The sequence below is a fragment of the Atopobiaceae bacterium genome, assembly GCA_022483015.1.
Classification (GTDB): domain Bacteria; phylum Actinomycetota; class Coriobacteriia; order Coriobacteriales; family Atopobiaceae; genus JALCUE01.
In genome coordinates this window covers 1,288,354-1,309,881 of the sequence record JAKVOB010000001.1, presented here as the reverse complement: position 1 = coordinate 1,309,881, position 21,528 = coordinate 1,288,354, and the positions used below count along the sequence as shown (strand labels likewise).

Below are 21,528 nucleotides of genomic sequence, written 5' to 3'. Positions count from 1 at the left end.
CGTCGGTCAGAACGGCCGATCTGCTGCGTGGTAGTATTCAGCCTGACGGTATGCTGCATTGCCCGCACCGACCTTACGTCATGCTTGGACGCAATCGACACCTGGCACTATGTCGACCTAAGGAGCAGGCCATGGACAACCCCGACGCATCGCTGCCCTCTCTTCGGATCGCCTTCAGTCGGAGGACATTCCTCGCCGGGCTGGGCCTTGCGGCGGCAGGTGTCATACTCTCCCCTGCCGAGGAGGCACATGCCTGGGCCTCCACCAACCTCCTGGGCCAGAACCCCGTCCATGAGGACATCACGCAAGCCGCCTATGCCGCCGTCCTGCAGCGACGTGCCAACGCACAGGGGTCGCTGCCCGCCACGTTGCTCAACCCCTATAACGACAGCTATCCTGGGGCCTCCTTCTCGCCGGAGGACTACTTCCAGGAGAACAAGAAGTACCTTCGCACGGGAGCGTTCTGGAATGACTATCCCGCCAATGACGTATATGACTATTTTGCTGCGTATTCAGCGACCGAACTTGGGGGCGGCATCCCCTATTGGCGCGGCACGACCGACCCCGACTATCAAAGCGCCTATGACGTCGCAGACCATATGTCGCAGACCTATGACCAGACCGTCAGCCAAGGAAAGACGCTCAAGTCGCTCATACAGTTCACCACCCCCGACCGTGTGGGCTTCCTTCATTCGATGCTGTTCACCAACGCTGACGGGGCCACCTACTACGGAGCCCAGAAGACGAAGGACTTCGTCATGCAGTGGCTGGAGTCGGCATATACCTACGCCCTAGGCACGGGGGAGCCTCCCAGCGACCCGTCATGCCGCAGCATCTTCGACTCGAACAACCAATACGACGCCACGCTCACGAACCAGCTCGACACCGTCGCAGAGGCGGACCCCTATAACTCCGGCACCTTGGCCACCAAGGGGCTCACCTCCCGGCAGCTCCGCGTGAGGACCCTGGGCATGATCTGCCATACCATCGCCGACTCATGGTGCCCGGGACACACCTGCCGTGCCTATCACGAGCAGACGGCGGAAGACCCCGAGGGGGCCGTCACCTTTGGCAGCATCATGGCGTTCGAGAACTACACCATGCAGACCAGCAGCTCCCTCTTTGGCGATGACAACCACAAGCCGTACGACCTGTATTCCACGGTCGACACGGACCGCGCCGAGGGAGACCTGCGTACAGACCTGGTCGCGAAGACGGGGACGCTGCAAGATGCACTCTCCTACACCAACGGCAGCTTTGGCGACGTGCAGAGCACCTGTTGGAACTTCAACTCCTTGGGGCTTCGCGAGACCGCACGTGCCCTCATCGACTTCCTCGACCTTGCCTTCCAGGCCAAGGGCTGGTCAGGAGACCCATTCGTGTATGAGGCGGGACAGGACGACCCCTTCTCGACGGATAACCCCGACCCGCAGACCTACACCGGCGTCGGCGACTGGTTCGATCGCGTCATGTTCCGCACCTACCTCACCAGCGAGGACACCTCGTGGATCTGCGAGGGAGGCCGGCGCACCGTCCTGGTCTCCAAGGTGTTGACCCCCCAGCTCGATGCCGTGCGGCAGGCCCTGGCCGATACCTACGGCGATGCGGGGAACGCCTGCTGTACCGCGCTTGACCAAGCGCTCTCCGCACTCGTCACCTACCAGGAGGCCGCCCGCACCTTCTTCAAGGAGACCAACACCACGAAGAGCCGTCTCATGCCCGGCTCCCAGGAGACCGACTGCCAGAAGATCTTGAGGGACGCCCTCGCACAGCTCTTTGAGCTGGTATGCGGCAAGGATGCCGACCTCGACACCCATCGGGCCTTCTATAGGGGTCTGACGGATGCACAGCGCTCAAGCCTCACCAACCTTGTGACCAGGCTCGGGGGCATCGTGCAGGAGTTCGCCATCGACGTGACGGGCGTCCCGGACACGAGCGAGACCGCCCTCTACGTCCGGGCCCTGGTCGAGGGGCTCCTCTGGCGGACGACGACCGGTACGGTCGTGAGCGTGGACACGACCGGCGACGCACCTCGGTTCACGTTGCGCCGGGACGATGATGCCCAGCTGTGCTACCTCTCCTGCGACAACGCAACCATCACGACGGGAAGCCTCGGCTCCCTGTGCGACGCCACGGCAGGCATCACCGTTGACTACCTCGTCTCCAGCCTCGAGGATGACGGGCTCCTCACCTATACGGTCTCGAGCCTGACCATCCCGGACGCGCCCGAGAGGATCCGCAGCGCCCGCGGCACCGTACAGGCCGTCGAGGGCGACCGGGTGACGTTCGTCGTCGACGACCTCACGGATGAGGGGACCTCTTACACGTTCGTGCTCGACGCCGGCTGCGACGCCCCCGGCGTCGGGTCATACGTGCGCGTCTATTACCGGGCGGCAGACCACCAGCTGCAGGCCACGAGCTTCCTGGAGGTCGACGCACCGGAGGCGTCCGCGTCACGTACGCTGGCCCGTGGCCTCGTGGTCGAGGAGGTATACGGCGACTCCGTGCGAACGGATGCTGGGCTTATCGACCTGAGCGACGCAGACGTGCTGGGAACGCCCGTCGTCGGAGAGACGCTTGACTGCCTGTACCTGTATACAGAGGGCGCGAGCTCCCTCCAGGCGATACGCATGGTCTGTCAGAGCCATGCCCATACGGACTTCTACCTGCCCGTGGGCGATGGGACCCATACGCACATCTGCCTCGACCTCGACATGAAGCAGAGCGAGGCCTGCACGCGCGAGGGCGGCACCTGCCCCCTCTGCGGGTATGTGTTCCCTGTCGTTCCCTCAGAGACGGGAGGCCCCAGTGAGTCGACGCCAGGCGGGTCAGCGTCAGGCGCCGCCAGCGGGGATGCTGGGGCTGCAGAGGCGATTCCCATAAACAGCTCAGGCAGGACGCCAAACACTGCCGATGGCAATGCCGGCATCATCGCAACCGCAGCAGTGGCCGCAGCATCCGGGGCCGCAGTGATCATCGCTCGCGACTGTCTGTAGCATGCATCGGCAGGCGGCTCGCGCCATCGCGGCCGAGAGATGACCAGGGACAGCGGTATCCCGCCTTGCAGTCCCTGCCCTACAGGCCCTGGCTTGCGCGCCAGTCCGTGAACGACGGATGGACCTTGTCCTTCTCGGAGAGGAGCGGTGCCTCGTCCATATGGGGCCACTCGACGCCGATGGTGGCATCGTCCCACATGAGGCCGCCCTCGTCGCCGGGGTGATAGACGTCGTCGCACTTGTAGGCGAAGACGGCGGAGTCGCTCATGACATAGAAGCCATGGGCGAAGCCGCGCGGGAGGAAGAACTGGCGGTGGTTGTCACCAGAGAGGACGACGCCCTCCCACTTGCCGAAGGTCTCGCTGCCGGGACGGAGGTCGACGGCGACGTCGAAGACCTCGCCCTCGAAGACGCGGACGAGCTTGGCCTGCGGATGGTCGATCTGGAAGTGAAGGCCACGAAGGACCCCCTTGGACGAGGAGGACTGGTTATCCTGGACGAAGTCGCAGGTGATGCCACCAGCCACGAAGTCGGGACGCTTGTAGGTCTCCATGAAGTAGCCGCGGGGGTCGCCGTAGGCCTTGGCGTCGACGATGGTGACGCCGGCGATGGACGTGGGCGTGAAGGTGAAGTTACCGGACGTGATGGGCTGTGCTGTCATGCTTCGATGCTCCTTGGACTCATATGGGGACGGGTTGGTACGGGCGAGTGAACCTACAGCCGGTCGAGGTTCTGCGCCAGGAAGGAGTCGAGCTCGGCCTCCCAGGGACGCATGGAGTCGCCGATGGTCTCGCGCAGGTGCCGGTTGTCGAGGACCGACCAGGCGGGGCGCGGTGCGGGAGCGGCGTACTCGGCGGTGGTGCAGGGCCTCACGTGGCAGGCGAGGCCGGCCTTGTCCATGATGGCCTGGGCGAAGTCAGCCCACGAGCACTGGCCCTTGGCCGTGACGTGGTAGAGGCCGTAGTTGGTGGTACCGAGGAGCGCCAGGATCTCGTAGGCGAGGTCGTTGGCGTTGGTGGGGCTGCCGTGCTGGTCAGAGACGACGGTGACCTCGTCGTGCGTGCGGCCGAGGCCCACCATCGTGCGGACGAAGTTCTTGCCGTTGGCACCATAGAGCCAGGCGGTGCGGCAGATGAACGAGCGCGGGCACGCAGCGGTGACGGCCTTCTCGCCGTCGAGCTTGGTACGGCCGTACGCAGTGTTGGGGGCAGGGACGGCCGACTCGTCCTGGGGCTCGGGGTCCGTGCCCGAGAGCACGTAGTCGGTGGAGACGTGCACGAGGACCACGTCGTGGGCGGCACAGGCGCGGGCGAGGTTGCCGGGCGCCTCGGCATTGAGCCTATGGGCGAAGGCCTCGTCGGACTCGCAGCCGTCCACGTTGGTGGCGGCAGCGCAGTTCACGCAGGCGTCGAAGTGACCGGCTGCCAGATAAGCCTCCACGGCGGCGGAATCGGTAATGTCGAGCTCCTCGTAGTCCGTGGGCACGACCTCGCAGCTGGCCCACGACGCGTCGATCGGGCCGATGTCAGACTTGCCGGCGGCGATGATGGTCTGGAGCTCGGTCCCCAGCTGACCATGGCTGCCCGTGATGAGCAGGCGCCTCACGGGCTTGGCGGTGTTGGTGGTGACGTTAGCGGTGGTGCTGCTCATCGAGCGACTCCCTCTCCTGCGATGCGGTTGGATGCTACCTCGGCCAGGTGACGGCCATAGGGGCTCTTGCCATAGGTCTTGGCCGCCTCGGCGACCTCATCACGCGTGATCCACGAGTTCTCGAACGCGATCTCTTCGGGGACGGAGATGGGCATCGCCTGCGAGAGCTCGACGGCGCGCACGAAGTCGGCAGCGGCGTAGAGCGACTCCATGGTGCCCGTGTCGAGCCATGCGAAGCCGCGGCCCAGCGTGACCACGTCAAGCGAGCCCTCCTCGAGGTACATCTGGTTGAGCGAGGTGATCTCGAGCTCGCCGCGAGCGGATGGCTTGACCCTCTTGGCGAACTCGCAGACGCGCGAGTCATAGAAGTACAGGCCCGTGACGGCGTAGTTCGACTTGGGATGCTCGGGCTTCTCCTCGATGGAGACGGCGTTGAAGTGCTCGTCGAACTCCACCACGCCGTAGCGCTCGGGATCGTCGACGTGATAGCCGAAGACCGTTGCGCCCTGGGTGCGGGCGACCGCCTGCTTGAGCTGCGTGCGCAGGCCGTTGCCATAGAAGATGTTGTCACCGAGGACGAGGGCGCACGACTCGCCGGCGATGAAGTCCTCGCCGATGATGAACGCCTGTGCGAGACCGTCGGGGCTGGGCTGCTCCGCATACGAGAGGTTGATGCCGAAGCGGCTGCCGTCGCCCAGGAGGGTGCGGAAGTTGGGCAGGTCATGCGGGGTGGAGATGATCAGGATGTCGCGGATGCCCGCCATCATGAGGCAGGACAGCGGATAGTAGATCATGGGCTTGTCATAGACCGGGAGCAGCTGCTTTGAGGTCACGGTGGTGAGCGGGTACAGGCGCGTGCCCGAGCCACCAGCAAGGATGATGCCCTTCATGTGGGAGACCTTTCTCCGTGGATGCATACGGTATTCAGGATAGCGGCTGTGACAGGCGGCACCGTCGCCAAAGGCCATGCTTCGGCAAAGGAACAGAGGAGGGGGGATGAGACGCCCCTACCCCACCGCGACCGTGGCCTTCTCGTCGTACGACGTGGTCCAGGAGTAGGCGCCCACAACCTCGTCAGCGAGGCCGTCATACGAGAGCACGGTCACACCATTGGCCGCGGATGCGTAGTCCTTGAAGGGCAGCGAGAGCTTCGCCGCGCCGCCCGAGGACCTCCTGGCCATGATCGTGGAGGAGCCCACGTCGGCATGCCATTCGAAGGAGCTTCCTCCCGAGGAGAACACGACCTTGCCTCCGCTCGCCACGAAGCAGCAGTCCCCCGAGTACTGGTCCACGTCGACGCCGGCTGCCTCGAGCGCGTCGTGCGCGGATGCCCAGCCGGACGTGTCACGGAAGCTCCCACGCAGGACGTATGCCGTGGTGAGGTCGGTGTCCGTCGAGGCAGCAACCGATGCCGCAAGCGACTGCTCGTTCCTCAGATCCTGGTCGGAAGCCTTCTGCCGGATGAAGTCAGCGTCATCCTGCCAGGACGAGTAGGCGGCATCTCCCCTGCGGTCCGGCAGGTCATAGTTCGTCCTGAGATAGGAGGCAAGGAAGCGCGACCACTTGGCGGCACCGCCATACCTCAGATGAGCGGTGCTCTCGAAGTCACTTGCAGCGTCGATGCCGATCTTGTCCCAGCCAGAGGTGCCATAGTCCAGGAAGGGAATGTCGTACGTCTCTGCGAGGGTCTCGACCGCATTCATCTTCGCCTGCCGTGCCACACCAGTCGTAGGCAGGGGCGCGTTCACGAAAACGAGGCTGACACCCTTCTCCTCACAAAGCGAGATGATCTGCTCGAAATAGTAGAGTGTGCCCTCATCAAGGGTCGACGAGGGGACGTCAGACAGACCGCTTGGAGCGTCGTATGCAGTAGAGGGCCCATAGTTTCCCTGGTAGCCCTTCCAAGTAGCGCTATCGGTCCTCCCGTAGCGCAGGAAGGAGGACGATGTCAACTGATCGACCATGGAGTGATAGACAGGGAACAGGAGCTGGTAATCAAGACGATTGGACGTGCTCAGTCCCGCCTGGCTTTGTAGAGACTCCCAACGATCGGCCCAACTCAACTCGCCCTTGTTCCGAAGCATGTGATCAAAGTAGTGCGTGCTCGTGTATTGGACCGCCTCGTTCGCATAGCAGACATCGACCAAGGCCACGCGGGGTACCTGGGACGAGAACGCCTCCCTCATCCGGTAGTAGGTGTCCATGATGGTCTGTCCCGGCGTACCGTCATCGAAGGAGGCTATACCTGCCTCGTCCCATATGGCACCCGTATCGATCTGATTGCAACAGTGCGACGAGCCGAATGCCATCACGTCGGAATCGGTCGTCTGCGAGGTCAATGCTTCGTGCCCGTTATTCCGTTCGCCCATCGGTGCCACGGCCAGCACCCCGTTGATCCCCACGAGCACCGCCGCGACCAGCACCAGGAAGGCGACCGTGCGGCCTGCGTTCCTCCACCTGCGTCCAAGCCCCATGTCCCCTCCCCTCCTAGAATCCCGCATAGATGAACGACGCCGACGTCACGTTGGGCCTGTACTCCCCGAAGACGAAGACGCACACGACGAGGACGAGAAGCACCGCCCACCTGAACCACATCGACTGGGGCGCCAGCAGCGCTGCGAAGTCGAGGTCCCTCCGGTCATGCAGGAGGCCCACCACAGCGAGCACCGCCAGGCCGAAGAGGAGCACGTTGACGTCGGTCTGGGTGAGCCCCAGCTCGAGCAGGGACCCGTCGAAGAGCACCCAGGGGTCCAGGCGCGAGACCACGCGCCACAGCATATGGACGGCCATGCCCAGACTCTCGGCCCTGAAGAAGACCCAGCAGACGGTCACGAGGGCGAAGGTCACGAGCACCTTGCCGATGTGCCAACTCGAGGTATCAGTGCGAGCCCCGATGCGCCCGAAGAGCCTCTCCTTGGCGGGCCTGGTGGCTATGCCTATGTCCTGGAGCGCACCATGCAGGAGCCCCCAGACCACGTAGTGCCAGCCAACGCCATGCCAGATGCCACAGGTCACGAAGACCACGAGCACGTTGAGGTAGCGCCTGGCCGCCGAGCACCTGCTGCCTCCCAGCGGGAAGTAGAGGTAGTCGCGGAACCACGTGGACAGCGAGATGTGCCACCTGCGCCAGAAGTCCTGGATGGAGGTGGCGAGGTAGGGCACGTGGAAGTTCTCGGGCAGCTCGAAGCCCAGGATGCGGGCCGACCCCAGGGCGATCTCCGAGTAGCCGGCGAAGTCGGTGAGGATCTGGAAGGAGTAGGCCACGGCGGCCAGGACGGTCTCGACCGACCCGTACATCCACCAGCTGCCGAAGACCTTGTCCACCAGGATGCCGAGGCGGTCCGCCAGGACGAGCTTGAGGAAGACGCCCCAGAGGATGGTGACGAGGCCGGAGACGATGCGGTCGTAGTCCCAGAGCCTGCGTGTGGGGAACCCGTCGCGCAGGTCCGCCAGCAGCACCGTCGAGCGCTGGATGGGGCCGGACGTGATAGTGGGGAAGAACGACGCATAGCAGGCATAGCGCACGATGTCGCGCTCGGCGGGGGACGTGCCCCGGTAGACATCGATGACGTAGCCCATGGCCTGGAACGTGTAGAACGAGATCCCCACCGGGGCCACCAGGGAGACGGGGTTGGTGACGGCGGCGGCCCCAAGGTAGGAGAGCACCTTGTTGAGGTTATCCACCGCGAAGCCCGAGTACTTGACCACGAGCAGCAGGGCGAAGCAGGCCAGCAGGCAGGCGGCGAGGACGGCGCGAGGGCTCAGGCGATGATGCCTGTCAGGGTCTTCGAGCCGACCCCCATTACAGTCCGTGTTGGTTCCTTCTGCGGTCGTCTTGAGCCCTTGGCCCGTGTCTGGGCCTAGAGTCCATGGTGGCCCAGAGGGGCCGCTGGCCGGCCCCCGACGGATGGCCCTAGTCCCCTGCCTCTCGCGAAGGCCCGGGGGGTGTTGCCACCGCCGGGGTGCCGCGCGCCGCCGCGACTGATAGGAACATGCCCGACCCCGAGGGGCCTGGGCTCGGTAATGTGGGTGTCCGGGAAGCGCGCGTCCGACCAGCCGACACGGTTGGAGGATAGCATCATGGACGCATCGGGTGTGTACGACGTCTTCATCGGCGTGGACGTGGGCAAGCTCTCGCACAGGGCATGCGCGCTCACGTCGGACGGGATGGTCGGGTTCAACGTCCCGACGGACAACCTGGAGGCCGAGTTGGACGCCGTCTTGGCGAGGGCCGCCGCGCTAGGCCGTACCCTCGTGGTCGTCGACCAGAGGCGCAACATCGGGACGACGGTGATAAGGCGCGCGAGGGCGGCTGGCATGGACGTTGCCTACCTGCCCGGCATAGCCGCCAACAGGGCGTCCTCGCTGTTCCCGGGGGATGCCGAGCCCGACGAGCGTGCCGCAGGCGCTGCTGCCCGTCCCAGAGGAGGACGCGCTCGAGGGCGCCAGGAGGCTCGAGGCCCAGAGGTCCGACCTGCTGCGCGACCGCACGCACCAGGTGAACGGGCTGCGGGCCCTCCTACTCGAGTCGTGCCCGTCCTTCGAGCGCGAGCTCGACCCCACGGCACCGTGGTGCGTCACGGTGCTGGAGCGCCTCGGCGGGCCCTGGCAGGTCGCGGACGCGGGACGGCGCAGGTACCGGGCCTGCACGACGAAGGCCCCCGCAGACGCGGCGGGGAGGCTCTGGGGCTCGCTCTCCCTCTCCACGAGGCCGACCGAGACCCAAGTCGCGGCCGAGGCCACCATCATTCCCATGCTCGCGAGGAGGATACGCGAGGACACGGAGGGGGTGGCTGCGCTCGCGGCGCTGATAGAGGACGAGGTCGGCGACGACGAGACCTACCGCTGCCTGCTCACCGTGCCAGGAGTCGGCCCCAGGACGGCGGCGCAGCTCGTGCTCACGGTCGACATCGCGGACTTCCCCGACCACGACCACCTCGCGAGCTACTGCGGCCTTGCGCCTAGGAACAGGCAGTCGGGCACGTCGCTCGACTCGGTGGCCGCATCGAGGCAGGGCAACAGGCAGCTCAAGAACCTGCTGGTGTTCTCGTGCTCGAGCCTCACGAGGAGCTCCGGCTACTTCCGTGAGTACTACGAGCGGTGCCGTGACAGGGGAATGCCCTACAAGGCCGCCGTGAAGGCGCTCGCGAGGAAGCGGGTGAAGGTCATCTACGCGGTCATGCGGGACGTGAGGCCGTACGTCCCCAGGGCATAGCCACACGGCGTGCCAAGGTTGGTTCGCATGCCCTCCCGCGGGAGGGCCGGACAGTCATGCCGCGAGGAGCCGGTCCGACGCGGTCATCCTCGCTTGACAGAACCATAGGAACACTCCCCTCCTCGCCAAGAAACCTCCTGCGTGCTGGTAGTCGGTCCCCTTTTTGGGAAGGAACCCATAGACAAAGGCACCCATGCCGCAAGTTCGCCTGTTTGGAGCGCACATGAGAAACATCGCCATCGTGACCGGGGCCTCCTCGGGTATCGGCCGTGAGTTCTGCCGCCAGCTCGACGCACGCGCGGGAGGTCCGCTCGACGAGATCTGGGCCATCGCCCGCCGTGCCGACCGCCTGGAGGCCCTCGCCTCCGAGTGCACCACCCCTGTGCGCACCTTCGCGCTCGACCTCACCGACGGCGCCTCCTTCGACGTCATCGACGAGGCCTTGGCCGAGGACGACGAGATCAACGTGCAATGGCTCGTGAACGCCGCCGGCTTCGGCAAGTTCGGGGACCTCGGCACCATCGGCGCCAAGGGCAACGCCGGCATGGTCAAGCTCAACTGTCTGGCCGTGGTGGAGATGTGCTACCGATGCCTGCTCCACATGCACGCCGGCAGCCGCATCATCAACATGGCCTCCGTGGCCGCCCTCGTGCCCCAGCCGGGACTCGCCGTCTACTCGGCCTCCAAGCGCTTCGTGCTGGACCTGTCCCGCTCGCTCGACATGGAGCTGGGAGACGCCGGCATCCACGTCACGGCCGTCTGCCCCAAGTTCATGAACACCGAGTTCCTCGACCGCCCCGGCGATGCCGACGCGCTCTCGCACATGACCTGGATCGGCTTCGAGAGCCCCCAGCGCGTGGTCGAGAAGGCCATCCACGCCGCCGTCCTGGGCTTCGACACCTGCATCCCCTCGGTCGACATGAAGCTCGTGAACCTGGCCGCCAAGGTGCTGCCCACCCGCATGGTCATGGACACCCAGCGCTTCGTGGGCAACTGGGTCACGCAACGCATCAGCTAGGGACGTACATAGCAACCCGACCGGAGACGGCAGAGGGGCGCGACGGGAGACATCCCGCCGCGCCCCTCCTCATTGACGTTCGTGGCCGGTGCGGCGCTTAGACGGCGTCCGGATAGTCCGTCTGCTGGGCCTTCTTGGCAGACCTGATGAGGAACTCCTCGTTGGACTTGGTCTGGCGCAGCCCCTTGATGAGCGACGCCTCCGCGCGCTCGGTGTTGTTCATGTTGGCGAGCACGCGACGGATGCCCCAGATGAACGGGCGCAGCGCCGGGTCGAGGAGCAGCTCCTCGTTGCGGGTGCCCGAGGCCACCGGGTCGATGGCCGGGAAGATGCGCTTGTCGGCCAGGTCGCGGTCGAGCTTGAGCTCCATGTTGCCGGTGCCCTTGAACTCCTCGAAGATGACCTCGTCCATCTTTGAGCCAGTGTCGACCAGGGCGCTGGCGAGGATGGTGAGCGAGCCGCCGTTCTCGATGTTGCGGGCCGCGCCCAGGAAGCGCTTGGGCGGATAGAGCGCCGAGGCGTCGACGCCGCCCGAGAGGATACGGCCGCTCGCGGGCTGTGCCAGGTTGTAGGCACGCGCCAGACGCGTGATGGAGTCGAGGACCACGACCACGTCCTGGCCCTTCTCGACCAGGCGCTTCGCGCGCTCGATCACGAGCTCCGAGACCGCCGTGTGGTTCTCGGCAGGCATGTCGAACGTGGAGGCCACCACGTCGCCATGGATGGAGCGCTGCATGTCGGTGACCTCCTCGGGGCGCTCGTCCACCAGGAGGCAGATGAGATGCACCTCGGGATTGTTGGCCGCGATGGACTCGCAGACCTTCTTGAGCACGGTGGTCTTGCCGGCCTTGGGCGGGCTCACGATCAAGCCACGCTGGCCCTTGCCGATGGGTGAGACCAGGTCGATGGCACGGCCGGTGATGGACTCCTTGCCATGCTCCATCACGAGACACTCGTCCGGATAGACAGGCGTGAGGTCACGGAAGCGCGGACGGCCCTTGAGGTTGTCGGGTGCCTCCCCCTCGACGGCCGTGACCTTCGAGACCGCGGGGTACTTGTCGTTGGGACGGCTGGGTCGGACCGTGCCCTCGACGTCGTCGCCAGCACGCAGGCCCAGCTGCTTGATCATCTGCTGGGGCACGAAGGCGTCGTCGTCGCCGGCCATGTAGTTGCCGGTGCGCACGAAGCCGTAGCCATCGTTCACGATCTCGAGGATGCCATGGACCGTGCGGAAGCCCTCGGCCTTCGCGGCGGCCTCATAGACCGCCTCGACGAGAGGGGCCTTCTTCACGCCGACGTAGGGGACGTTGAGCTCGGCAGCCTTGGAGCGAAGCTCGGCCACCTTCATGGCCTCGAGCTCCTCGCGCGCGAGCGACGGGGCGGCGGGCTGGTTCTGGTTGTTGTTGTGACGGTTGTGACGGCGTCCGTTGCCCTGGTTGTTGTTCTGGTTGTTATAGCCGTTGTTGCGGTGGTTGTTGTTCTGGTTGCCACCGTTGTTGTAGCCGTTGTTGTTACGACCCTGGTTGGAGTTGTTGTAGCCGTTGCCACCCTGGTTGTTGCCCTGGTGGTTGCGATACCTGCGACCCTGGTTGTTCTGGTTGTTCTGGTTGTTCTGGTTGTTCTGGTTGTTCTGGTTGTTCTGGTTGTTCTGGTTGTTCTGGTTGTTCTGGTTGTTCTGGTTGTTCTGGTTGTTCTGGTTCTGTTGGCCCTGATCACCCGGATGCCTGGTGTGACGCGAGTCAGCCTCGGCCAGGGTGGCGCTCGGTGCGAGCAGTGGCTGGGCCGTGGCGTGCGTAGCCTCCTGCGTGGCCTTGGTCATGGCGTCGGGCTCGGGCAGCGGATGCTTGCGGGGACGTCCCGGACGGCGCTTGGGGGCGACGGGCTGGTCTGGCACGGACTCGGCAACGGCGGCAGGGTCCTTCTTGGGAGCAGGCCTCTTCGCTGCCGTGGGCTTCTCGGCCGTGGCGGACGCGGCCTTGGTCCTCGTGGCAGGCTTCCTCTTGGTCACAGGCGTGCCTGCGTCGGCATCGGACGCCGCCTTCGCGGCCGTGGCCCGCTTGCGAGGCGCACGCTTTGCGACAGGAGCCGCGTCCTCGGACGAGACGGATGCCTTCTTGGCCGCGGACTTTGCAGGGGTGGCCTTGGTGGCGGCCCTGGTGGTCGTGGCACGTTTGCGAGGTGCGCGGGGCTTGGGTTCGGCAGATACGGCAGACGCGTCTGCGTCGGTCTTGTCTGGCATGTCTTGTTCCTCCTGATTGGCCCGCTCACATGAGTCTCCTGAGGCATAGGGCCCCATAGGAGGGAATCTGCGGGATGTGAAGGTATCACACGAATTATGCCCGAGCTCATGTGCCGGGCGACCACGTAACTATAGCACTGCTCCCCGCACCAGGGCACGGGGAGCAGTGAGGTCGGTGAGATGTGTGGCGGGCGGATGGCCGAGGGGCCCTATCGCTGGACCTCGCTCGTCCCGCGCGGACGGCGGACGATCACGGCAAGGATCTCATCCTCGAAGTCCCGCGCGACACGCGTGCCCTCGTCGGTGAGCTTCACGAGCGACCGACGTGACGTCTCGCTGTAGACCTCGCGGCACACCAGGCCGCGCGCCTCGAGGGCATGGACGGACATGGAGATCGTGGGCTGGAGTAGCCCAAGCTCCTTCAGGAGCTCGGTGATGGTGCACGCGCGCTCGACCGAGGAGTCGACGGCGATGAGAATGAGCTCGCCGGCGTCACAGAACACCTCACCCATGGCATCGAAGTACCTGACCATGCGGTCGGCACCAGCGCGGCAGAGCGGCTGGCCCAGGGGGATCTGGTCGCAGGTGGCGCCCAGGTTCTCGAGCATGGCCTTGCGGCCCTTGGCCGAGATGGAGCAGCAGACGTTGCGCCGGTCCTCGGTGCCGGCCTCACGACTGATGAGGCCGAGGGAGGCCAGGTGGTTGGTGCGATGTGTCATCGTGGGACGAAGGACCGACTGGTAGGTCGCGATGTCTGAGGTGCAGACGGGAGCATCCTGGTCATCGAGGTGGCAGAGGATCGCCATCTCCTCGAACGTCAGACGGGTCGCCGACGGCGCCGCCTGACGGACCTTGTTATATGCACGACGTACCGAAAGGTACTCCTTAAGATTCATATTGCCTCCACATACTTCAACGCTCTCTTCAATTCCGTCCCTCGGCGCGAGGAGAGATGGCTTGGGGCGGCAGGCCATGTGCATCCCCGCAAAGCCCGATTCGCCCACCGATACCCCGAGCGTACAGAGAGGAGCGGCTTGGTTGCTCGATTGAACCGATGATGGCACGGACCCGAGTAAAACATACACAGGAGAAGGTACACTAAAAGCCTTCTAAATGCATGCGAGAATCACCACTCATATCATCGCCGGCCCATCGCTCCCCTCCGCGCGGACGAGGCCACGCGGAGGGAGGACCTCACATCTGGGTCGGGGCGGAGACACCGATGAGCGAGAGCGTGAGGGCGAGCGTGATGCGCACGGCATCGCATGCCGCGAGGCGCGCCTGCGAGACGTTCCTCTCGACCGGACGGCCCTCGCTGGGAAGCACCTGGCACTCGGTATAGAAGCCATGGAAGTCGCTGGCAAGCTCCTCGGCATAGTGCGTGAGCCTGAAGGGGGCGCGGTCACGGGCGCAGGCCGAGACGAGCTCGGGGAACTCCGAGAGCTTGCGCGCCAGGTTGGCCTCGGTGGGGTGCGCGAGCAGGGCCAGGTCCACGTCCGTGCCGACAGCGCGGTGCGCGACCTCGTCCATGCCCAGATCGTCAGCCTCGTCGGCCGTGACGCCGGCAGCACGCCGCAGGATCGAGCAGATGCGGGCATGGGCATACTGCACGTAGTAGACGGGGTTGGCGCTCGAGGCCTGCTTGACGGCCTCGATGTCGAAGTCGATCGTCTGGTTGGCGGACTTCGAGATGAGCGTGTAACGGACCGCGTCAGCACCCACCTCGTCGATGAGCTCGCGGAAGGTCACCATGGTCCCCTTGCGCTTGGACATGCGCACCGGCTCGCCGTTGCGCAGCAGGTTCACGAGCTGGCCGAGCAGGACCTCGAACTCGCCATCGCAACCGAGGGCCGCGCAGACGGCCGCGACGCGGGCCACATAGCCATGGTGGTCGGCACCCCAGACGTCGATCACGTGGTCCACGCGCTGGAACTTGTTCCAGTGGTAGGCGACGTCGCTCGCGAAGTAGGTGTAGTCGCCGTTCTCCTTCACGAGCACGCGGTCCTTGTCGTCGCCGAAGTCCGTGGAGCGGAACCACAGCGCGCCGTCCTTCTTGTAGAGGTAGCCCTCGGCGTCGAGCTTGGCGAAGGCCCGCTCGACGGGGCTGGTGCCGGAGTCGTCCTTCTGGTAGAGGCTGCGCTCCGAGAACCACACGTCGAAGTCGCAGCGCACGTCGTGGCAGGTGGCCTTGATGTCGGCGAGCATGGCACGGTAGCCGCGCTCGCGGAACTCGGCCGTGCGCTCCTCGGACGGGACGTCGACCCAGCGGGTGCCGTCGCTTGCCATGAAGTCGCGGGCGAGGTCGATGATGTAGGTGCCGCCATAGGAGTTGCCACCCAGCTCGGCCATGAAGTCGTCCATGAGCGGGTGGGTCTGGGGCGCCAGGTCCTCCTCGTCGGCCACGTAGGCCTCGCGGTCGGCGGCCAGGGCATCGCGCGCGTGGTCGAGGTCGGCCCCGTCTGCCATGAGGCGGGCGAGCTGCAGGTAGCGCATGCCCACCGACGAGCCGAAGACGTCCATCTGGCTGCCATGGTCGTTGACGTAGTACTCACGCTCGACGTCGTAGTTGGCATGTTCCATCACGCGGGCGAGCGAGTCACCCAAGGCCGCCCAGCGCCCGTGGCCCACGTGCATGGGACCCACCGGGTTGGCCGAGACGAACTCGACCTGGACCTTCTGGCCATGGCCCACGTCGGAGCGGCCGAAGTCCATCCCCTGCTCACGCACCGTGGCGAAGACCTCGTTGGTGGCGGCATGTGACAGGTGGAAGTTCACGAAGCCAGGACCCGCCACCTCGACCGCGTCGATGGCCGGGTCGGCAGGCATATGGGCACAGACGGCCTCCGCGATGGCATGGGGTGCCATGTGGGCCAGCTTTGCCGAGCGCAGGGCCACCGTCGAGGTCCACTCGCCATGGCTCGTGTCGGCAGGGCGCTCGACACCGCAGTCGGTCACCTCGAAGGCCGGGAGGTCCCCTGCCGACTGGGCGGCGGCGACGGCCTGACGGACGAGGTTCTCGATGGTCTGGGACATGGGGTTTCCTTTCGGGTGAAGCGGGGCGTTGATCGGGCTTGGTAAGGTTGGAAGGCTCACCGGAGCGCTGCGTTCGCGCAGGGTGCGAGCGGGTCGCGGCGGGACGGGCGCTACGCGTGCATGGGACGTCCGGAGCTGGCACGTTCCTCTCGGGCAAGGTCAGAGCGCAGGCGCGCCAGGCCCTCGTCCATGCCCACCGGGTAGATCTGCGGGTTCAGGAAGCGGCGCACCGCAGGGTCGAGATGCATGAGGGAGTCGCGGCAGCGGGCCTTGGCGTCGTCGAGCGGCTCGTGACCGGTCGGCGTGCCGGTACCGGCGGCCACGACCTGCACCATGAGCTCGTGCGGGGTGGCACCTGCCAGGTCATACGTGGCCACCGGGTCGAGGACGTCCACCACGGTGGTGGATCCCCTCTCGACGACGGAGTCGTCCACGATGCGGTCGCCCACGGGGCAGCCGGCCTCGTCGGTGTAGCGGAGCACGTGCTGCACGCCGGGGATGGTGCGCTTGTAGGACATCTCGGAGAGCTTGATCACGGGCGTCCATGCGGTGTCGCCAGCGGCACGCGTGGCCGAGAGCTTGTAGACGCCGCCGAGCGAGGGCTGTGGGTCGCACGTCGCGAGCTTGGTGCCCACGCCGAACGAGTCGATGGGCGCACCTTGGGCGAAGAGCGACTGGATGGTGTACTCGTCGAGGTCGTTCGAGACCGAGACCTTCACGTAGGGCAGGCCGGCGTCGTCGAACATCCTGCGGGCGAGCTTCGAGAGCTTGGCGAGGTCGCCCGAGTCGATGCGAATGGCCGCGAGGCGCTCGCCGGCAGCCTCCATCTCGTGGGCCACCGTGATGGCGTTGGCAAGGCCTCGGCGCACGTCGTACGTGTCGACGAGAAGGACGCAGTTCTTGGGGCTCGACTTGGCGAAGGCACGGAAGGCCTCGAGCTCGGTGGGGAACGCCATGACCCAGGAGTGGGCATGCGTGCCGAAGACCGGGATGCCGTAGATCTTGCCGGCGAGGCAGTTCGAGGTGGACGTGGCACCGCCGATATAGGAGGCGCGCGCGACGGCGAGGCCGCCATCCGGGCCCTGGGCACGACGCAGGCCGAAGTCGGACACCATGTGGCCCTCGGCCGCCTGGACCACCCGGGCGGTCTTGGTGGCGACGAGCGTCTGGAAGTTCACGAGGTTGAGCAGGGCCGTCTCGACGAGCTGGCAGGCGATGGCCGGACCGGTGACGCGGACGAGCGGCTCGCGGGGGAAGACGACGTCGCCCTCGGGCACGGCCCACACGTCCAGGTCGGCACGGAAGGCAGACAGGTAGTCAAGGAATCCCTGCTTGAACATGGCGCCGCCACCGGGGGCCTCGAGGGAGGCAAGGTAGGTGATGGCGTCGGCGTCGAACGTGAAGTTCTCGACGAGGTCGGCGATCTGGCCGGTGCCGGCTGCCACGGCATAGCCGCCACCGAAGGGGTTCTCGCGGAAGAAGACGTTGAAGCAGGCCTGGGTGTCGACGAGGCCGGACTCCCAGAAGCCCTGGGCCATGGTGAGCTCGTAGAGGTCGGTGTTGAGCGCGACATCTGTGGGGATGGTGCGATCGGTGAGAGACATGTGTGGCGCCCTCTCGTAGGTGCGTGTGGTGGCCAGCTGCACAATCTGGCTAAGGTTAGCACGTTACCAGGTGCGACGCATGGACCGAGGGTGGCATGCGGCCAGCGGGGCCAGCCGTGCCAGGGTCACCCTGGGCAGGCAACGTGGGTCGGGATGGGCGTTGCCTGGCGACAGTGACCCACAGGGCCGTGCCGGGGGCCTACCAGGGTCACCCTGGGCAGGCAACGTGGGTCGGGACGGGCGTTGCCTGGCGACAGTGACCCACGGGGCCAGGATCGAGGGGTTACTTGGTGATGATGTAGTAGATGCCCGCGGCCAGGATCACGAATGCCACGGCCAGGACGACCTTCTGGGCCAGGGGCATACGCAGGTCGTCGTCGGGCTCCATCGCACGGGCCGCCTTCTGCTGGCGCTCCATCGACCGCTCGTCGCGCTCCGTCTGCTCGGAGTCACGGGCCTTCTCGGCGCGAAGGTGCTCGAGCTCGGCACGGGCCGCGGCGTCAGCCGCCTGCTGCTCGCGCGCGGCCTTCTCGGCACGGAGGTTCTCGAGCTCGCTGCGCTCCTCGGGCGTGAGCGACCCATCCTGCTGAGGTTCGTCTGCCATGTCTCGTCTCCTCGCGGGGCGGCGCGGCGCCGCCCATCAGTCGATGTCGCCATTGATGATACCCAGCCTGCCCCACGCAAGCCATACCAGGCGAGAAGCACATCCCTCCCCCAGCCCAGGTCGTGCCTTCTCGACGGGCCGGGGAGGCACGGCCCCGACGCCATGGCGCATGGGACCTGCCTAGCGGGTGCCCAGGTCAGGGCCGGCCACGCCCGTCGCGTCGAACTCGGGCACGAAGCTCTCTGACACGGTGCCGCCCTGCTGCCACCAGACGTGCTCGAACCCCAGGTCGTCGGCATAGGTGAGCACGCGCTCGTACTCGGCGTCCGTCACGGCGCGCGCAAGGTCTCCATGCGCCGCACGACAGTCGTCGTTGGGGGTGTACTGGTTCATCACGGACAGGTCGACAGCGCCGTCCGTGAGTTCCCAGACCCGGTCGAGCACGGCGCACGAGTCGTCGGCCTGACCCGGGAGCACGAGGTGACGCACGATGACGCCACGGAGCATGCGGCCGTCCTCGTCGAGCGCACGGCCACCGGCCTCGTCCACGCAGGAGCACATGGCCGCGAGGGCCGCGGACGCCACGCCCAGATAGTCGGGCGCCGCCGAGAGGCGTGCGGCGAGGGCCGCGTCGGCATACTTGAAGTCGGTGAGCCAGACGTCGACGACGTCGGCCATGGCATGGATGACCTCGGGCAACTCATAGCCCGAGGTGTTGCAGACTATGGGCAGGTCGAGGCCCGCGTCGCGCGCGGCGAGCACGGCCTTGCGGACCTGCGGCGCATAGTGCAGCGGTGTGACGAGGTTGATGTTGAGCGCGCCCTGGTCCTCGAGCTCGAGCATGATGGCCGCGAGGCGCGAGACGCTCACGTCGAGGCCGAACCCGCCCGACGAGATGTCATGGTTCTGGCAGAAGACGCAACGCAAGGGGCAGCCCGAGAAGAACACGGCGCCCGATCCAGCATCGCCCGAGATGGGAGGCTCCTCCCAGAAGTGCAGGGCGGCACGGGCCACACGCAGGGTCGAGGTCGCGCCGCAGACCCCCCGCGCGCCCGAGGTGCGGGCCGCACCGCAGCGACGGGGGCACAACCGGCAGGCATCGAGTGCGGACGGGGCCACGACGGAGGCAGGCGAGGACGCGTCGGGGCGCGGGCCACGAGGGACCGCCGGGACGATCCCGGGAGCGAGCGGATCTGGGGATATATTGTCATGATGGTTGTTGCATTTCTGTTCAACCATGGTGATGGCTCCTTTGATGCGATGCATATACAAGAAATCGCCCCGTGCGGCCCCTCCTGGCGACCACCTGAAGGCTACATGGTGGACGCCCGGATCCCGTCTTGCAGACGTCCGATGGACGCCCGACGTCGGCCACAGAAAAAGGTCCGGACGCCGAGGCATCCGGACCTATAGGTTCCCTGGTGGAGATGAAGGGGTTCGAACCCTCGGCCTCGGCGTTGCGAACGCCGCGCTCTCCCAGCTGAGCTACATCCCCAGGTGCGTTAGTGCAGCCGCTATTCTTACAGGACGGCCGCAAAAAGTCAACGATGAACGGTGCGGCCCCCGTGGAGACGATAATGAACCCACCTTCATAAGGTGGGTGTCCTCCTCGGCCGTTCCAGCTTCCTCAGCAACGGAGGATACCTGTACTAGGTGCGAGATCTGGACTCCCTAGTAATACTTGTCGGTTCACCCAGTTTGTACCACGAGGGCCGCACCTCAACTATACGTACGCCGTTTGGCAAAACCAGTCTTGACTTGCCTCTCCCAAGCGGGAACATGGAAGGGATGGACCTGCTGGCAGAGGGGATAGCCCGGCAGGCTGGGGCCGGTACCAGGGTCACCCGGGGCAGGCAACGCAGGCGGGCAGGCACGTTGCCTGGCGACAGTGACCCGCGAGCGAGGCCGAGGTCGGTACCAGGGTCACCCGGGGCAGGCAACGCAGGCTGGCAGACACGTTGCCTGGCGACAGCGACCCGCGAGTGGGGCCGGGACCACCGGACGGCCATGCAAGCCATCCCATCCTGCGGTGCGAGACGCTAGGAATCCGTTCTTCTCGGTATCTCGAACGCATCGAGCAGGGTCCTCATATGCCGCTCATCGAGAAGGTCCGCATACGAGAAGCGCATGACGCGTGCACCCGTCGCCGTAAGGTACGACTCGCGCAGACGTTCCCGCTCAAGTACCTCGACGGGCGTCTCCCCATGGGTCATGTCGGGGTTGACGTGCTTCTCATGCCCGTCGAGCTCGCCAAGTACCAGCGAGCCGTCCGGCAGGGTCCAGCAGAAGTCCACCCGATAGGTCTCGCCGTTCATGGGACTGGTCACCACGACCTGAAGCTCAGGAGCTGCATACCCAAGCCGCTCGAAGAGAAGCCGGGCGAGCGTCTCTCCCCCGCTCTCGGCGAGGCCATTCGAGAGTCGGACGACCTCGCGGGCATTCCCAATCCCCGTGGATCGCCTCATCCTCATCAGCTGAAGGTCGAGCTCATCGCGTGTCACGATCCCCTTATGCAAGGCCGAGTCCGCGATGACCACGCCTTCTGGGATCCCCAAGCGGCGCGCGCAGTCCACGACGGTGCGCGCGGGCGAGGTCACGCGAAGGCCCTTGTCGACGTCGCATGGGTCGTCACCATCCACGCAATGGAACCTGACACCGCATCGATTGCTCCTGGTCGACGTCCTGCTCATGCACACATGGAGATCCCCCAGGAGCCTGTACGTGACTTCGATGCCATACGCAGTCGCAGCGGTGACATCGCAGAACATCGAAGGGCCGTAGGCCACGTGGAACGCGCGAGCAAGGAACAGCGTACGCTCGACGCTTCCGAGTCGCTCCCAATCCGCGCGCGCATAGAACAGGCCCCTGAGCGGCATCACGAGGCGACCTTGCGAGACGCGTCGTCTGACCGCACGACCGAGACGTCTGTCCATGGCCACGGCGAGGCGCTCTTCTCCCCACGCCTCGTGCAACAGCCGTGCGAGCTCCTTGTCTGCGTTCATCTTCGTCCGCCTCCCCGGTGGTTGATGAAGGCAGAGTGTGACAGCGAAAACCAACAGGGAGTCATACCGGACTGTCAAAAAGATGACAAGGTGTGTCAGGAGGCCTGGTGGAAGCCTCAAGAACGGGAGCAGCACCCTAAAGTGCGCGACGAGAAGAACATCAGAAC

Annotated in this window: 15 protein-coding genes, 1 tRNA gene and 1 pseudogene; 4 read left to right on the top strand and 13 right to left on the bottom strand. The window is 65.8% G+C overall.

Going from position 1 to position 21,528, the window contains the following annotated elements; translation table 11 throughout:
* Window positions 1-131: 131 nt before the first annotated feature.
* Window positions 132-2,996 carry a hypothetical protein gene (locus LKE50_05540; GenBank protein MCH3968069.1) on the top strand — a complete coding sequence of 955 codons (2,865 nt, stop codon included), beginning with the start codon at window positions 132-134 and terminating at the stop codon, window positions 2,994-2,996.
* 79 nt (window positions 2,997-3,075) lie between these two features.
* Here LKE50_05540 and rfbC read toward each other — a convergent pair whose 3' ends face one another.
* From rfbC to LKE50_05515, 5 genes are all read right to left on the bottom strand, one after another.
* Complete coding sequence (rfbC, locus tag LKE50_05535) at window positions 3,076-3,657, bottom strand: dTDP-4-dehydrorhamnose 3,5-epimerase (GenBank protein MCH3968068.1); 582 nt, start codon at window positions 3,655-3,657, stop codon at window positions 3,076-3,078.
* Window positions 3,658-3,710: 53 nt separating this feature from the next.
* Window positions 3,711-4,646 carry a dTDP-4-dehydrorhamnose reductase gene (gene rfbD, locus LKE50_05530; protein MCH3968067.1) on the bottom strand — a complete coding sequence of 312 codons (936 nt, stop codon included), beginning with the start codon at window positions 4,644-4,646 and terminating at the stop codon, window positions 3,711-3,713.
* Window positions 4,643-5,536, bottom strand: coding sequence for a glucose-1-phosphate thymidylyltransferase RfbA (gene rfbA / locus LKE50_05525; GenBank protein ID MCH3968066.1), 894 nt, complete (start codon window positions 5,534-5,536; stop codon window positions 4,643-4,645). The genes rfbD and rfbA overlap by 4 nt, the downstream gene beginning before the upstream one ends.
* A 117-nt stretch (window positions 5,537-5,653) precedes the next feature.
* Window positions 5,654-7,120, bottom strand: coding sequence for a hypothetical protein (locus tag LKE50_05520; GenBank protein ID MCH3968065.1), 1,467 nt, complete (start codon window positions 7,118-7,120; stop codon window positions 5,654-5,656).
* A 13-nt stretch (window positions 7,121-7,133) separates the two neighbouring features.
* A complete protein-coding gene (locus LKE50_05515) occupies window positions 7,134-8,330 on the bottom strand; it encodes a hypothetical protein (GenBank protein MCH3968064.1) in 1,197 nt (398 codons plus the stop codon).
* 483 nt (window positions 8,331-8,813) lie between these two features.
* Here LKE50_05515 and LKE50_05510 point away from each other — a divergent pair.
* The 3 genes and pseudogenes from LKE50_05510 to LKE50_05500 all read left to right on the top strand — a co-directional run bounded on the left by LKE50_05510 (window position 8,814) and on the right by LKE50_05500 (window position 10,879).
* Window positions 8,814-8,981: pseudogene (locus LKE50_05510) on the top strand (hypothetical protein).
* Window positions 8,982-9,024: 43 nt separating this feature from the next.
* Window positions 9,025-9,861, top strand: coding sequence for a transposase (locus LKE50_05505; protein MCH3968063.1), 837 nt, complete (start codon window positions 9,025-9,027; stop codon window positions 9,859-9,861).
* 223 nt (window positions 9,862-10,084) lie between these two features.
* Window positions 10,085-10,879, top strand: coding sequence for an SDR family NAD(P)-dependent oxidoreductase (locus LKE50_05500; GenBank protein ID MCH3968062.1), 795 nt, complete (start codon window positions 10,085-10,087; stop codon window positions 10,877-10,879).
* Between the two features lie 97 nt (window positions 10,880-10,976).
* Here the strand turns inward: LKE50_05500 and rho are convergent, their stop codons facing one another.
* From rho to LKE50_05460, 8 genes are all read right to left on the bottom strand, one after another.
* Complete coding sequence (gene rho / locus LKE50_05495) at window positions 10,977-13,118, bottom strand: transcription termination factor Rho (protein ID MCH3968061.1); 2,142 nt, start codon at window positions 13,116-13,118, stop codon at window positions 10,977-10,979.
* A 209-nt stretch (window positions 13,119-13,327) separates the two neighbouring features.
* On the bottom strand, window positions 13,328-14,014 hold the full coding sequence (locus tag LKE50_05490) for a MarR family transcriptional regulator (protein MCH3968060.1): 687 nt from the start codon (window positions 14,012-14,014) through the stop codon (window positions 13,328-13,330).
* A 298-nt stretch (window positions 14,015-14,312) separates the two neighbouring features.
* Window positions 14,313-16,151 (bottom strand): arginine--tRNA ligase, encoded by a 1,839-nt coding sequence (gene argS, locus LKE50_05485; GenBank protein MCH3968059.1) that lies wholly within the window; start codon window positions 16,149-16,151, stop codon window positions 14,313-14,315.
* A 110-nt stretch (window positions 16,152-16,261) separates the two neighbouring features.
* Window positions 16,262-17,755 carry a nicotinate phosphoribosyltransferase gene (locus tag LKE50_05480; protein ID MCH3968058.1) on the bottom strand — a complete coding sequence of 498 codons (1,494 nt, stop codon included), beginning with the start codon at window positions 17,753-17,755 and terminating at the stop codon, window positions 16,262-16,264.
* Window positions 17,756-18,038: 283 nt separating this feature from the next.
* The gene (locus LKE50_05475; GenBank protein MCH3968057.1) at window positions 18,039-18,359 is read right to left on the bottom strand and encodes a hypothetical protein; all 321 of its coding nucleotides are present in this window, start codon (window positions 18,357-18,359) and stop codon (window positions 18,039-18,041) included.
* Window positions 18,360-18,539: 180 nt separating this feature from the next.
* On the bottom strand, window positions 18,540-19,598 hold the full coding sequence (locus LKE50_05470; GenBank protein MCH3968056.1) for a radical SAM protein: 1,059 nt from the start codon (window positions 19,596-19,598) through the stop codon (window positions 18,540-18,542).
* Window positions 19,599-19,778: 180 nt separating this feature from the next.
* Window positions 19,779-19,854, bottom strand: a tRNA-Ala gene (locus tag LKE50_05465).
* A 544-nt stretch (window positions 19,855-20,398) separates the two neighbouring features.
* The gene (locus LKE50_05460; GenBank protein MCH3968055.1) at window positions 20,399-21,361 is read right to left on the bottom strand and encodes a hypothetical protein; all 963 of its coding nucleotides are present in this window, start codon (window positions 21,359-21,361) and stop codon (window positions 20,399-20,401) included.
* Between the last annotated feature and the right edge of the window lie 167 nt (window positions 21,362-21,528).